Annotated in this window: 13 protein-coding genes; 8 read left to right on the top strand and 5 right to left on the bottom strand. The window is 70.1% G+C overall.

Annotated features, from left to right (window positions below; genetic code table 11):
- The 4 genes from MOPEL_RS16470 to MOPEL_RS04215 form a co-directional block, all read right to left on the bottom strand.
- The coding region (locus tag MOPEL_RS16470) for a TniQ family protein (protein WP_009481617.1) at positions 1-734 on the bottom strand (734 nt) is incomplete at its 3' end.
- Positions 706-1,770: an AAA family ATPase gene (locus MOPEL_RS04225; RefSeq protein ID WP_009481616.1), complete on the bottom strand. Its 1,065-nt coding sequence runs from the start codon at positions 1,768-1,770 to the stop codon at positions 706-708. The genes MOPEL_RS16470 and MOPEL_RS04225, both read right to left, overlap by 29 nt.
- The gene (locus MOPEL_RS04220) at positions 1,767-3,089 is read right to left on the bottom strand and encodes a TnsB C-terminal domain-containing protein (RefSeq protein WP_245544713.1); all 1,323 of its coding nucleotides are present in this window, start codon (positions 3,087-3,089) and stop codon (positions 1,767-1,769) included. Before MOPEL_RS04220 ends, MOPEL_RS04225 begins: the two co-directional genes overlap by 4 nt.
- A gap of 710 nt (positions 3,090-3,799) precedes the next feature.
- Positions 3,800-4,453: a TnsA-like heteromeric transposase endonuclease subunit gene (locus tag MOPEL_RS04215; RefSeq protein ID WP_009481614.1), complete on the bottom strand. Its 654-nt coding sequence runs from the start codon at positions 4,451-4,453 to the stop codon at positions 3,800-3,802.
- Between the two features lie 357 nt (positions 4,454-4,810).
- Here MOPEL_RS04215 and dnaK point away from each other — a divergent pair, with 357 nt between their 5' ends.
- From dnaK to MOPEL_RS04180, 6 genes are all read left to right on the top strand, one after another.
- On the top strand, positions 4,811-6,718 hold the full coding sequence (gene dnaK / locus MOPEL_RS04210; RefSeq protein WP_009481613.1) for a molecular chaperone DnaK: 1,908 nt from the start codon (positions 4,811-4,813) through the stop codon (positions 6,716-6,718).
- 133 nt (positions 6,719-6,851) lie between these two features.
- Positions 6,852-7,622 (top strand): nucleotide exchange factor GrpE, encoded by a 771-nt coding sequence (locus MOPEL_RS15700; protein ID WP_009481612.1) that lies wholly within the window; start codon positions 6,852-6,854, stop codon positions 7,620-7,622.
- 70 nt (positions 7,623-7,692) lie between these two features.
- Positions 7,693-8,751: a DnaJ C-terminal domain-containing protein gene (locus tag MOPEL_RS04195; protein WP_009481611.1), complete on the top strand. Its 1,059-nt coding sequence runs from the start codon at positions 7,693-7,695 to the stop codon at positions 8,749-8,751.
- 53 nt (positions 8,752-8,804) lie between these two features.
- Positions 8,805-9,272: a heat shock protein transcriptional repressor HspR gene (locus MOPEL_RS04190; RefSeq protein ID WP_009481610.1), complete on the top strand. Its 468-nt coding sequence runs from the start codon at positions 8,805-8,807 to the stop codon at positions 9,270-9,272.
- A 170-nt stretch (positions 9,273-9,442) separates the two neighbouring features.
- Positions 9,443-10,141, top strand: coding sequence for an AzlC family ABC transporter permease (locus tag MOPEL_RS04185; protein ID WP_009481609.1), 699 nt, complete (start codon positions 9,443-9,445; stop codon positions 10,139-10,141).
- Entirely contained in the window at positions 10,138-10,449 is a 312-nt protein-coding gene (locus MOPEL_RS04180) for an AzlD domain-containing protein (RefSeq protein ID WP_009481608.1), read from the top strand. Before MOPEL_RS04185 ends, MOPEL_RS04180 begins: the two co-directional genes overlap by 4 nt.
- A 150-nt stretch (positions 10,450-10,599) precedes the next feature.
- On the opposite strand, the gene MOPEL_RS04175 is transcribed toward MOPEL_RS04180, so the two are convergent.
- Positions 10,600-12,144, bottom strand: a complete 1,545-nt coding sequence (locus MOPEL_RS04175; protein ID WP_009481607.1) for an MFS transporter — start codon at positions 12,142-12,144, stop codon at positions 10,600-10,602.
- Between the two features lie 162 nt (positions 12,145-12,306).
- Between MOPEL_RS04175 and MOPEL_RS18335 the strand changes: the two genes are divergently transcribed.
- Both MOPEL_RS18335 and MOPEL_RS04165 read left to right on the top strand, forming a co-directional pair.
- Positions 12,307-12,816 (top strand): TetR/AcrR family transcriptional regulator, encoded by a 510-nt coding sequence (locus MOPEL_RS18335; RefSeq protein WP_009481606.1) that lies wholly within the window; start codon positions 12,307-12,309, stop codon positions 12,814-12,816.
- A gap of 145 nt (positions 12,817-12,961) precedes the next feature.
- Positions 12,962-14,191, top strand: coding sequence for a branched-chain amino acid ABC transporter substrate-binding protein (locus MOPEL_RS04165; protein WP_169316275.1), 1,230 nt, complete (start codon positions 12,962-12,964; stop codon positions 14,189-14,191).
- Positions 14,192-14,195: the final 4 nt, after the last annotated feature.

Raw genomic sequence — 14,195 nt, 5'->3', positions numbered from 1 at the left:
AGAGTTGGGCCAGGGTCTGGTCGTCGGTCGTCGGTCGCCGGCTGTCGTGTGACGGTGCGCAGGTCGTGTCCGCAGAAGGGGCGGACCCCGCGTTTGGGGCGTCCGAATCGGCCGCGGGGTGCGGGGCGTCGGGAGGGACAGATCCAGGGTTCGGCGACCTGCCCGAGCCAGCTCATGGTGGCGAAGGGTCGTTGCCCGCAGGATGGGCAGAGGTCGTGGAGGATCGCCGCGTGGGTCGGACAGATGACGGTGTAGGGGTTGCGCCATGCGGCAGCCCATGCCGTCGGCTCTTGGGTGAGGCACTCCGGGCAGTACCGCGACGCGGGCGACGGCTGCCAGGCACGGTGGTGGTAGAGCTGAAGGTAGCCGGCGGTCAGGGTGTCGAGGGCGGGGGCGCAGCAGAGGTTCTCGAGGTCGTCCTCGGGGATGCGCAGGTGTTGGGTGATGCCCGCGGCGTTGCGCTCGATGTGTGCGTGTAGAGCGGCCAGGGTCGTGGGGCGGCCTTCGTCGCCGAGAACGCGCAGGATCTGTTGAGGCGTGAGGGTGTAGCGGTCGGCGAGGCGTCGCAGCCAGGACGGAGCGCTCTCGGCGGGGAGGGGTGGGACCTGCAGGGGCAGGCCGGTGATGTCGTAGCCGCCGGGGATGGAGCGCAGAAGTGCGGACCCCAGAGGTGTCCTCGCGCGCTCTGCGGACGGGGACGGCGGGTCAGGCGCGGCTGGCGAGTTCGGCGGCATTGTCGACGGCGACCGTGGCCAGGATGCGGGGGGTCAAGGCTTCTTCTCCGGTGGCGATGGCCAGGTGGCAGGCTCGGTCGAGGAGGGCGGTCAGGGATCCGATGTGGCCTTGCGTGCGGTGGTGCAGTTCTCGGGCTTGGCTGGTCAGCATGCCCGTCGCGGCGTCGGCGAGCCGAATGTGTGTCTCCAGGGCGCTCAGGAGACTGACCCAGGCTCGGAACCCGTCGGGGGTCGAGATGGTGAAGGGGGAGACCTCGGCTCGGGTCGCGCGGCGCGAGGTCTGGGCGTAGATCGCGTCTTCACCGATGAGTCCTTCGTCGAAGAACCGCTTCTCTCGCAGGCGCACTCCGACGTAGATGAAGGTGACGGGCATCTCGTTGGCCAGGCCTTTGAGGTGGTTGGAGACCTCGACGCCGTTGCGGTCCTTGAAGTCGATGAAATGCAGGTCGTCGATGACGATGAGCTGGGTCTCGCAGGAGGCGACGAAGTCCACGGCCATGTCCTGCAGGCGGCTGGTGGAGGCGCGGTCGGTGTTCGGATGGCCGTAGAACCGCAGGATCTTCTGGTTCAGACCCTTGAGGGTGATCCCCGCCGAGAGCGGGATGAACGCGACCGGCAACCGCTGATGACCCTGGGAGGTGACGGGCCCGTACCGTCGGTAGGCGGCTCGGTGGAACTCTCGGGCGTACCGAGTGGCGATGGTGGTCTTCCCCAGCGCGGGCGCCGCGTCGATGACCACGGCGCCGCGCAACCGGTCACCGTCCCGACGGTTGGAAGCCATGACCTGGTCGATCACCCCGAAAGCGGCGGTCAGCTGCGAGGTCTTGACCGCAGCTGGATTGGCATGCCACACGGCCCGCGCCTCGTTGTAGTCGGCCAGCTCGTCCGCTGTCAGGCGCGCCATCTCGGCGCGGGTCAGAGCGTGCAGTGGGGCGCGGGGAGCGGTGTTGACGAAGGCGTCCCACCCGGTTTTCGTCGCCAGGTTGAACCGGTTGGTCGGATTGTTCGCCAGCCAGCGCGCCCACGGATTGATCATTCGTCGAACACCTCGAAGGTGTCCTGGTCGGGGTGGTCCCGGTAATACTCCTGGAACAGGGTCTCCACGTCGTCGACGGCCTCCAGCGGCTGAGCTCGCTTGTCTCGGGCCGCCTGCAAGTCCACGACCCCGGGCAGCTGGGACACCTCCACGGCAGCCGAGGGCTCCTCGACTTCTTCGGGTCCGCTCTGCTGCCGAGTACTGGCCAGCTTGCGGGCCAGGATGCGATCACGCCGGGCGGTGACCTCGTCCTTGGACCACGCCTCCAGGAGAGACCGGACGGCCTCGCCGGGGTCGACGTGGCGGTTCGTCCGTAGTGCGATCTGCTTGGTGTACTCGGCCGCCTGCCGGGAGAACGGCTGGTCCAGGCCCGGTGCGTGTTCCCACTCCAAAGGCGCAAACTTCTGGGTGACGGGGTCCTGGAACCAGATCCGTCGTACGTCGTGGACGTCGACGAACAACGGCCACTTACCGGCGTGCTTACCGCCGTACTCGGAGGTCCGTGCACGGTAAGGGTTCAGTGCCGGACCGTCATAGCGGCGCCCGTCGAGTTCGACGCCGTAGTGCTGGATGGTCCGCCAGCGCACGTCCAGGAACAGGAACGCCAGGTCGGGGTCGGAGGGCACGGGCAGGCCACCCGTCTTCGCCAGGCCGATCTCGAACATCTCCGCAGGTGAGAACTTCATCCCCGGGATTTCGGGGACGCAGAGCCCGTCGTGCTTGGAGTGGTGGTAGATGGTGCCGATCCACTCCCGGATGACGCGCTCGAGTTCGCCGACGTAGAGGAAGGCCTCCTTCTCCACGGCCGCGCCGCGGTTGAACACGTCGGGGCCCTTGTAGGCGGGCAGGTGCTGCAGCAGTTCTTCTCGCAAACGTCGGAAGAAGCGTTCGATATTGGGTTTGTCCGTGGGCTTGTGCGGCAGCGCCGGCTGGATGCTGATGCCCAGCCGCGCGCAGGCCGAGATGACGTGGTCGGACAGGTAGGTCTTGCCGTGGTCGACCACGATCGTCTCGGGGAAGCAGGCAGGCAGCCCCGCCACCCGTTCCTGAGAGACCCCATCCGGTTCCTCGGTGCCGATCAGCACGTTGGACGGCACGCCGTGGAACGGCCACTGTCCGTCGTCTTCCGGGCGCGGTTGTGCGCACATGCACTGGTAGAGGACGTTGGCCACGTCAGCGGCCGTCGTCGCACCGGCCGTCAGGCGCATCCCCAGAACGTTGCGGTCATAGAGATCCATGGCGATCGTGAGCTCCGTGGGGACCCACCGCAACGTCACCGGTTCCATCGCGAAGACATCCAACGGGGTGGTGTCCAACACGACATACTCACCCGGGCGTGTCGCCCGGAGCCGGCCGTAAGGGCCCTCCGGACGTTCCGCGACCGACCGGCGCGCCTTGCCAGAACCAAACGCGTGGCGCCCCTTGGACAACTCCGTCAGCCGCCGGTACGCGGTCGCCCGAGACGGAGACGGCACGACCCCGTCGCCATACCGCTCGGACAGCAAGAGTTCAACGCGGTCAAGGACGACCCCCTTGGTGGGAGTCGACGTCGTCACGTACTGCCGGAGAACGCCCAAACAGGCCTCGTCCCAGCGTGGGTCGACGGCCGTGGACCTGCCTCGCAGGTGGCGGCTATTCACCAAGCCCGCGGGGCCGCCTTCCCGATAGTCGGCGATCCAACGCTCTAGCGTCCTTGTCGCCACCCCGGAGCTGGCCGACACTCGGGCAAGCCGCGCCGCAAGAGTCTCGTCGGAGTCTTCCGTAAGGCTGCGCACCACGGATACACGGGCACGCAACTCAGTCGCCGCGCGAGGGGGCAGGCTTGAGAGCAGGACGTTCAAGGGTGCGTCCGGCGATGGCTCGGGGGCTTCACCCCCTTGAATCACTCCCTCCTGGACCAAGGCCCGGATCGACACCGCCCGTAGCTGGGAGTCGTGATCGAGAAGCGTGCGGTCCGGGGAGACCTCGCGCACAGTCCACATCTGGCCCTCTAGCCAAACCCGCGATCCGCACTCCAACATCACGGCTGTCATCGGTCCGCTCCTTCGAGAACCCAGCTTCGGGTGAGCGGGCGGTTGGGGGACACGCCACTGATCCACAGCTCAGACATCGCCGACCACAGGGCGTGGTCAGCTACGCCGCGCGGAGGAGCATCCACGAACCTGCGAACCACTGACAGGGTGCGCACGTTCGCCATCAAGTCGGGTGCCGCACCTGTCCACACTTCGTATTGCCACCCGGCCGCAGCGCAGAGTCGCGCCGTCCAGGCGAAGACCTCGGCTACGTCAGGTCGGGAGGCGAACTGGGGAGGCTTGACGTCCACCACGAGGGGACATTTGGCGTGACGCGTCAGTAGAAGGTCGGGGACGTGCTTACGGACCCGTCGTCCGTCCTTCCCTTCCAACTGCATCGGTTGCGCAGCGATCCACGAGACGTCCGGGTCGAAGTCGGCCAGCAGCAGCCGATCCAACTCCAGGAGGCTCTCGTAGGGGATGTGGTCCCGGGTGGTTGCGGACCAGAACAAGCCGGGACGGTTCAACTGCCCCCGATGAGAACGGATCTTTCGCACCGGTAAAGCCCGGGCCAGCCGGTCGACGCAGACGTCCTCCAGATCGGTCTCGACGAGTACCCCGTCCTCCGAGACGTAGCGCACGGCCGTGCGAGTCAAGCTCGTGGGAGCCATGGGAAGAGTCTGCGCCTACCGACAGACGAGTGAGACAACCGACACGCGACCGACAGAAGGATGAGAAACCGCCAAAGACGATGAGATCCCACACGGGTGCCCGAGGAAGAAACCTGCGGGCTCGGGAATGAACCCGCGTCGATCGGAGTTGAGTCAGATGAACGCAACTTTGCAGAGCGTCTCAGCCGCACGAATTGACACGAGGGCCTGAGCCTCCCAAAGTTGAGTACCAGAGCATCAACCCCGCCGCGGCGGGCGAGGCGCCTCCCGGGCGGGTTCGTGATCGACGAGCCCGACCCCGAACGGGTGGCGTTTCGCCCAGCGGTGACATTCGACAGACATGAAGGAGCACACACCATGGCTCGTGCAGTAGGCATCGACCTCGGTACCACCAACTCGGCCGTCTCTGTCCTCGAGGGCAACGAGCCGACCATCATCGCCAACGCCGAAGGCGGACGCACCACGCCGTCCGTCGTCGCGTTCAGCAAGAACGGCGAGGTCCTCGTCGGCGAGATCGCGAAGCGTCAGGCCGTGACGAACGTCGACCGCACCATCCGCTCCGTCAAGCGCCACATGGGCACCGACTGGACCACGGAGATCGACGGCAAGAAGTACACGGCGCAGGAGATCAGCGCCCGCATCCTCATGAAGCTCAAGCGCGACGCGGAGTCGTACCTGGGTGAGCCCGTCACCGACGCGGTCATCACCGTCCCGGCGTACTTCGACGACGCCGAGCGTCAGGCCACCAAGGAGGCCGGCGAGATCGCGGGCCTCAACGTCCTGCGCATCGTCAACGAGCCCACCGCCGCGGCCCTCGCGTACGGCCTCGACAAGGGCAAGGAGGACGAGCTCATCCTCGTCTTCGACCTCGGTGGCGGCACGTTCGACGTGTCCCTCCTCGAGGTCGGCAAGGACCCGGAGGACGGCTTCTCCACCATCCAGGTCCGCGCGACCCACGGTGACAACAAGCTCGGTGGCGACGACTGGGACGACCGCATCGTCAAGCACCTGCTGACCACGGTGAAGAACAACACCGGCGTCGACCTGAGCAACGACAAGATCGCCATGCAGCGTCTGCGCGACGCGGCCGAGCAGGCCAAGAAGGAGCTGTCGACCGCCACGTCGACGAACATCTCCCTCCAGTACCTCTCGATGAGCGAGAACGGCCCCATCCACCTCGACGAGACGCTGTCGCGCACCCAGTTCGAGCAGATGACGTCCGACCTCCTCGAGCGCACTAAGACGCCGTTCCATCAGGTCATCAAGGACGCCGGCATCTCCGTCTCCGACATCGACCACGTCGTCCTCGTCGGTGGCTCGACCCGTATGCCGGCCGTCAGCCAGGTCGTCAAGGAGCTCACCGGCAAGGAGCCCAACAAGGGCGTCAACCCGGACGAGGTCGTCGCCGTCGGCGCATCCCTGCAGGCCGGTGTCCTCAAGGGTGAGCGTAAGGACGTCCTCCTCATCGACGTCACCCCGCTCTCCCTCGGCATCGAGACCAAGGGTGGCCTGATGACCAAGCTCATCGAGCGCAACACGGCCATCCCGACCAAGCGGTCCGAGGTCTTCACCACGGCCGAGGACAACCAGCCGTCCGTGCTGATCCAGGTGTTCCAGGGTGAGCGTGAGCTCGCCTCCGCGAACAAGAACCTCGGCACGTTCGAGCTCACCGGAATCGCGCCCGCCCCCCGCGGCGTGCCGCAGATCGAGGTGACGTTCGACATCGACGCGAACGGCATCGTCCACGTCTCCGCCAAGGACCGTGGCACCGGCAAGGAGCAGTCCATGACGATCTCCGGTGGCTCCGCGCTGCCGAAGGAGGAGATCGACCGCATGGTCCGCGAGGCCGAGCAGCACGCCGAGGAGGACAAGAAGCGTCGCGAGGAGGCCGAGGCCCGCAACACCGCGGAGCAGCTCGTCTACTCGACCGACAAGTTCCTCACCGACAACGGCGACACGGTCCCCGAGGACACGAAGAAGCCCGTCGAGGAGGCCCTCACCGACCTCAAGGTCGCGCTCGGCAAGACCGGTGACGAGGCCGTCTCCGCCGACGAGCTCAACACCAAGGTGGCCAAGCTCAACGAGGTCTCCCAGGCGATGGGTGCGGCCATGTACGCCGCCACCCAGGCCGAGGGCGAGCAGGCCGGCGCGCAGTCCGGTCCGTTCCCCGGTGCCGAGGACGCCGGCGCCGCCGGTGGCCAGGCGAGCGGAGCCGACGACGACGTCGTCGACGCCGAGGTCGTCGACGACGACGACAAGAAGTGAGTCGTCACACCTCGTGACCTGCTGAGATCCGCCCCGGCCTCATCATCCGCGTGAGGCCGGGGCGGACCCCAACCCGCCACCACCACCGTTCCGACCGCCGGGAGGGCGGCGCCGGAACTCATAAGGAGCCGCAATGAGCACCCACGACAGCCAACCGGACACCGAGGACCACACCGCCGCCCGCCCCGGTCGGAACCCCCAGCCCGACGGCGACGCCGACGGCATGGCCCACGCGCGTCCGACCTCGCCCGCGACCGGCGCCGCCGCAGCTGCGGCCGCCCGCGCCGCGTACGCGGGCGTCGAGAATACCGCCGCCGCCGAGCCGGCCCCCGACACCGGTGACGGCGCGAGCGTCGCCAGCGGCGCCGAGGACGGCACACTGCCCGACGCCGCCGTGCAGGGCGACCTCACCGACCCCCCGACGGAGGACCATCCGGCCCAGGAGTCCGCCCCGCAGGGCGGCCAGTCCGACACCGAACGCCTCGCCGCCGAACGCCTCGCCGACTACCAGCGCCTCAACGCCGAGTACGTCAACTACAAGCGCCGCGTCGACCGCGACCGCGCCGACGACCGCAAGCGGGCCACCGCCGACGTCGTCGAGTCGCTCCTGCCGGTGCTCGACGAGATCTACTTCGCCCGTCAGCACGGCGAACTCACCGAGGACAGCCCCTTCGCGAAGATCGCGACCAAGCTCGAGAGCATCCTCGCCGGGCACGGCGTGACGATGTACGGAGAGGTCGGCGAGACCTTCGACCCCACCGTCCACGAGGCGCTCATGCACACGACGGCCGACCTGCCGCCGGGCACGACCGACACGACCGTCGTCATGGTCATGCAACCCGGCTTCCGCATGGGCGACCGTGTCGTCCGGGCCGCGCGGGTCTCCGTCGCAGACCCGGCCTGAGAGGCGGACGGTCATCCTCCGTCCGCACCCCACCACCACATCCACCCACACCACCGACTGAGGAGGCGAGATGGCCAGCCAGGACTGGTTCGACAAGGACTTCTACGCCGTGCTGGGCGTCTCGGCCGACGCCGACGCCAAGGCGATCAAGGCGAAGTACCGCAAGCTCGCGCGCAAGTACCACCCTGACAACAACCCCGGTGACACGGCGGCCGAGCAGCGATTCAAGGACGTCGGAGAGGCGTACGCCGTCCTCTCCGACCCCGAACAGCGCAAGCAGTACGACGCCGTGCGCTCGATGGCCCGCGGCGGTGCCAGGTTCACCGCCGGCGGGCCCGGCGGAGGCACCCCCGGCGCCGGCTTCGAGGACGTGTTCAGCACCATCTTCAACGCCGGCGACGGCGCCCGGTTCACCACCGGCGGCGGCTTCGGCGGCCGCGGCGGCCAGGACCCGGACCTCGACGACCTGCTCAACATGTTCGGGCAGGGCGGCTTCTCCGGCGGGGGCAGCCAGTACGGCGACCCGGGCGGGCGCCCGGGCGGCTTCGGCAGCACCGGCTTCCGCCCCCCACGCAAGGGCCGCGACGTCCACGCCACCGCGGGTCTGAGCTTCCGCCAGGCCGTCGAGGGCGACACCGTCGTCGTCAACGGCGTCGGCGGGGGCAAGCCGATCACGGCCCGCATCCCCCCGGGCGTCAAGGACGGGGCGACGATCCGTCTGCCCGGCAAGGGCGAGCCCGGCCCGGGCGGCGCCCCGGCGGGCGACATCCTGCTCAAGGTCACCGTGCATCCGCACGAGGTCTTCACGCGCGACGGCGACAACCTTCGCATCGAGGTCCCCGTGACGTTCGCGGAGGCCGCGCTCGGGGAGACGATCTCGGTGCCGACCCTCGGGGGCGACACCGTCAAGGTCAAGCTCCCGGCGGGCATCTCGAGCGGGAAGACGCTCCGCGTCAAGGGCCGCGGCGTTCGCCGCAAGAACGGCCAGGCCGGTGACCTGCTCGTCAAGGTGCTCGTCACCGTGCCGCAGCGGCTCACCGACGAGGCCCGCGCCGCGCTCGAGGCCCTCCGCGACCAGGAGGCGGGCAACGATCCCCGCGAGGCCCTGTTCCGCAAGGCCCGCGCCTGACCGCATCCGCCCCGACCCACCGAGGACCTGCGGCACCGACGAAAGGAGATGACATGGCCACAGCCAGGGCCGTCCCTACCGCGTTCGTGCCCGACGACGACACCCCCGTGTTCGTCATCTCCGTCGCCGCGCAGCTCGCCGGCATGCACGCCCAGACCCTGCGGCAGTACGACCGGCTCGGACTCGTCACCCCCTCCCGCACCCGCGGGGGAGGGCGGCGGTACTCCAACCGGGACATCGCTCGGCTCCGCGAGATCCAGCGCCTCTCCCAGGAGGAGGGCATGAGCCTCGCGGGCATCCGCCGGATCATGGAACTCGAGAACGAGGTGGGTGCGCTGCGGACCCGGGTCGGCGAGTTGACCGCCGAACTGGCCCGCACGCAGGCGGCGCTCGGCGCGAGCCGCCGGGTGTTCGCCGCCGGTCGGGCCGGTGACGTCGTCGCCGTCCGCGCCGGTGAACGCCCCCGCCGCCGACTCTCGGACTCGCGGGCCCTCGTCCTCTACGGCGGCCGCCGCGCCTGACCTCGCGCCCGCACCCGCGCACACCCGCCTCCAGGAGGAGCCCCCGCGCGAGAATGCCGTCGAGAACGCAGCCGGGTGGTCGTGATCACGACCACCCGGCTGCGTTCTCGCCCGTGCTCAGCCCGCCGCGTCGGTAGGGCAGTCCGGGTGCCTGGTCCTACGATGCGGCAGTGACGTCGACCACCCACACCCTCACACCCGCGCAGCGGATGGGCCTGTCCATCGGCGTGGCCACCGGGCTCTACGGGTTGAGCTTCGGGGCTCTCGGCGTCGCCGCCGGGCTCACGACCGCTCAGACGTGCGCGCTGTCGCTGCTCATGTTCACCGGCGGGTCGCAGTTCGCGCTCGTCGGGGTGCTCTCCGGCGGCGGAACGTGGCCCGCGGCGATCACCGCCGCCTCCCTCCTCGGCATCCGCAACGCCGTGTACGGCGTGCAGATGAGCGAACTCCTCCGCCCGTCCGCCACCACGCGGCCGCTCATGGCGCACCTCACGATCGACGAATCCGTCGCCACCGCCCTCGGCCAGGAGACCCCCGACGAGCAGCGCCGCGGGTTCTGGACCGGGGGCCTCGCCGTGTACGTGTTCTGGAACCTCGCGACGTTCGTCGGTGCGCTCGCAGGCGCCTCCCTCGGCGACCCCGAGGCGTGGGGACTCGACGGGGCCGCCGTCGCCGCGTTCCTCGGCCTCTTGTGGCCGCGGCTGCGCGGGCGCGGCCCGCTGGAGGTCGCTGCGATCTGCGCCCTCGCCACGCTCATCGCGACGCCGCTGCTGCCGCCGGGCATCCCCATCGTCCTCGCGGCGGTCGTCGCCGTCGTCGTGTCCTCGCTCCGCCACCGCCGCGGCGCGTCGCAGGAGGGAGCGGTATGACCACCTGGTTCTGGCTCGGAGGTGCGTGCCTCGTCGCGTTCCTCACCAAGCTCCTCGGCTACCTCGTGCCCGAGACCGTGCTCGACTCTCCTGCCCTGCGCAACGGCTCGGCCGCCGCGACCGTCGGGCTGCTCACCGCCCTCGTCGTCACCAACACCGTCGCCTCCGGGCAGCACCTCGTGCTCGACGCCCGCATCGCGGCGTTCGTCGCCGCCGCGCTCGCCCTCGCCCTGCGCGTCCCGTTCCTCGGCGTCGTCGTCGTCGGCACCCTCGCCGCCGCTCTCGCCCGCATGGCCGGCATGGCCTGACGCGTCTCGCGCGGAAGCTCGGGGCGCCGCGCCGGAATCTGTGCCCGGTCTCGTCGCACCGTGCAGGCCGTGCACGGGGTGCCCAGAGCGTTACGGGGTGCACAGTTTCGCGGAGGCGCCCACCCCGACGGTTGCGCGCCCGCCGCGGGGTCAGACCGCCGACGGGGCGTCGGAGCGGCGGAGGATCGTCCAGGTGACGACGGCGGTGAGGCCCATGACCACGGCGCCGACGAGGCAGGTGGTCGCCACGCCGCTCTCGAAGGCGGTGCGGGCGGCGGCGCGGACGGCCTCGGCGAGAGGCTCGGGCAGCTGGTCGGCGGCGGGCATCGCGGTGCCGATCATGTTCTCGATCGCGGGTCGCGCGAAGGCGGGAACCCCCTCCGGCACGACGATGTGCGACCGGTACACCGACGTGAGCAGGCTGCCGAGGATCGCGACGCCGAGGGCCGACCCCAGCTCGTACGCCGTCTCGGAGATGCCCGACGCCGCGCCGGCGCGCTGGGCCGGCACCGAGGCGAGGATGACGTCGTTCGTGAGGGTCTCGGCGAGCCCTGCGCCCGTTCCCACCAGCACGAACACGCCGACGACGACCCCGAGCGAGGAGTCGGTCGTCAGGGTCACACCCAGGCAGTACCCCGCGAACGCGAGCAACAGGCCCACGCCGATGACGTTGGGGATCGCGAAGGCCCGCGCGAGCGCGACGGCGAGCAGCCCCGCGACGATCGAGGCCACCGCACCCGGGATGAGCACGATCGCCGCCTGCATGGGCGAGCGGCCCTCGACGAACTGCAAATGCTGCGTCATGAAGAACATGAGCGCGGCGAACGCGAAGATCGAGAAGAAGTTGGCGGCGACCGAGGCCGTGAACGCCGAGCGCGTGAAGAGCCGCAGGTCGAGCAACGGATCGGGTCGGGTGAGCTGGCGGCGCAGGAACACCGCGCCCAGCCCGGCACCGACGAGGAACGAGGCGACGGTCGGGACGTCGAGGCCCGCCTCCGCGCCCTGCTTGATCGCGAAGACGAGAGGCAGCATCGCGCCGATCGACAGCAGCACGCTCGGGACGTCGAGACGCCCGGCGTCGGGGTTGCGGGACTCCGGCAGCAGGAACGGCCCGGCCACGAGAAGGATGACCGCCGCCGGCACGGAGACGAGGAAGATCGCGCCCCACCAGAAGTGTTCGAGCAGCCACCCGCCGAGGATCGGGCCGATCGCCGACCCGCCCGAGAACCCCGTGGCCCAGATCGCGAGCGCGAGGCGGCGCTGGCCGTCGTCGAGGAAGAGGTTGCGCAGCAGCGACAGGGTCGAGGGCATGAGCGTCGCGCCGAACACCGCGAGGAGCACGCGCGCCGCGATGAGGTGCCCCGCGTCCGGCGCGAACGCCGCGTACACGCTGACCAGGCCGAATCCCGCGGCGCCGATCATCAGCAGCCGCCGCCGACCCACGCGGTCGCCGAGCATCCCCATCGTCACGAGCAGCCCGGCGAGCACGAGGCCGTACACGTCGACGATCCACAGCAACTGCTGCGAGCTGGGCTGCAACTCCGTCGACAGCGCGGGCACCGCGAACGACAGGGCCGTGTTGTCGATGCTCACGACGAGCACCGGGAGGACGAGCGTGACGAGCGCCGCCCATTGCCGGAGTCCCGCGCGTGGGGGAGGCGTGGGTCCTGCCTCGATGAGGTCGGCGTCGGACAACGGGGGCACCTCCTGGGGGCGCTCGGGATGCGGTGGGAAAGGGGGAAGGGCGCCGCCGTCGCGGGCAGACCGTCCAGACGGCACAGTAGGTGCCGGGCCCGGAGGGGAGCGAATCGCGGTATCGGGGAGAATGACCGGACGACGAGGTCAGGAGTCACCGCAGTGATCGACACGAAGGACCGGATCCTGGACGCCCTGGAGCTGGTGCTCACGGAGTCCGGCCCCGGCGCGGCGACCCTGGAGGCCGTGGCGGCACGGGCGGGGGTCTCCAAGGGGGGTCTGCTCTACCACTTCGGCGGCAAGGAGGCGCTGTTCAACGGTCTCCTCGACCGGCTGCGCGACCTCGGCGCGCAGGACGCCGCGACCCACGACGACTGCGACGCGCTCACCGCCTACCTCGCGACGTCGTCCCGCGCCGAGGACGCCTACACGCGCACGCTGCTCGCGACGATGCGGCTCATCGGCACCCCCGGCGTCGACGCCGAGAACGCCATCGCCGACAGCCTCGACCACTGGGCCGACGTCCTCGCCGAGCACATCACGGACCCGATGCTCCTGCGGCTCGTCATGCTCGTCGGCGACGGCCTCTACCTCCGCGCCCTCCTCGGCGCCCAACGACGCCCCCTCGACGACAACCTCGTGAGCTACGTCCGGGGCCTCGCCGCCCGCTGAGCCCGGTCGGTCGTCGCCCCCACCGGTGTCGATCGTGCCCACACCCCCTCGGAGGAGGGTGACGGAACCCCTTGAGGCGGGCCCCCGCCCGCCGATGAGGGGAGAGGGGGCACCCATCCACGCCCCCCGATGGAGGGGGACACAGGTGGAACACACGCGACGGGCCATGCTCCGCGCCGGAGCACTGCTCCTCGGGACGAGCCTCGTCGCGGCCTGCTCGGCCGACCCGACGACCTCGACGACGGCGCAGCAGGCCGCCGGCGGCGGCAGGACGGCGAAGATCTACGTCATCTCGCCGCAGAGCGGGCCCGACGCCGCCCTCGGCCTGGGCATGCGCAACTCCGCCCAGCTCGCGGTGGAACAGGCCAAGGCCCGCGGCGACATCCCCGGGTGGACCCTCGAGGTCGTCCCCCTCGACGACGCCGGTGATCCGACCAAGGCCGCCGAGGCGGCGAAGAAGGCTGCCGCCGACGAGGCCACCGTCGCCGTCGTCGGCTCGATCTTCTCCGGCCTCACGAAGGCGATGCAGCAGCCTCTCTCCGACGCGGGCATCCTCCTCGTCTCCCCGAGCGCGACGAACCCCACCCTCAGCCGTGGCGAGGACTACGCGAAGAAGCCCAAGCGGCAGTACGACTCGTTCTTCCGTGTCATCGCCCCCGACGACGCCCACGCCCCCGCCCTCGCGCAGCACCTTCGTTCGCAGAACACCGGCCGCGTCGCCGTCGTGCACGACGGCGACTCCTACGGCTCCGGCCTCGCCTCCGCCTTCACCGAGGCGTTCGAGAAGGAGGGCGGCAAGGTCGTCACCTCCGCACAGATCGACCCCAAGGCGCCACTCGTCTACACCAAGGTCGTCGACCAACTCGTGAAGGCGAAGCCGCAGGCCGTCCTCTTCGGTGGGGTCGAGATCCAGGGCGGTGCCCTCGCCCGGCAGATCCGCGAGGCGGGCCTCACCGTCCCCGTCGTCGGCGGCGACGCGCTCGCCACCGAGCTCTACATCCCCAAGTCCGGTCCCGTCTCCGGCGGCGACCTCAGCACCGCCTCCGGTGCCCCCGTCGACACAGTCGAGGCAGGCAAGGCCTACCTCGCCGCCTACCGTGACCACCGCTTCCGCGAGTCGGCCACCTCCTACGGCCCCCTCGGCTACGACGCCGCCAGTGCTGCTCTCGCGGCACTCACGACGGCGCTCCCGTCGGCGACCTCCCCCGAGGCCGCCCGCAAGGCCGCCGTCTCCGCGATGTCCTCGGTGAAGATCGACGGCACGAGCGGGCCCGTGGCCTTCGACGAGTTCGGGGACGTGACGCCACGCTCCGTCACCGTCAACGTCCTCCGCGCCGGGGCCTGGACCCCGGCCAAGACCTATTCCTTCGGCTGAGCCG

The organism is Mobilicoccus pelagius NBRC 104925 (assembly GCF_000247995.1).
Taxonomy (GTDB): Bacteria; Actinomycetota; Actinomycetes; order Actinomycetales; family Dermatophilaceae; genus Mobilicoccus; species Mobilicoccus pelagius.
Note: the sequence above shows the minus strand (reverse complement) of the source record. Positions and strands in the feature narration are given on the sequence as shown.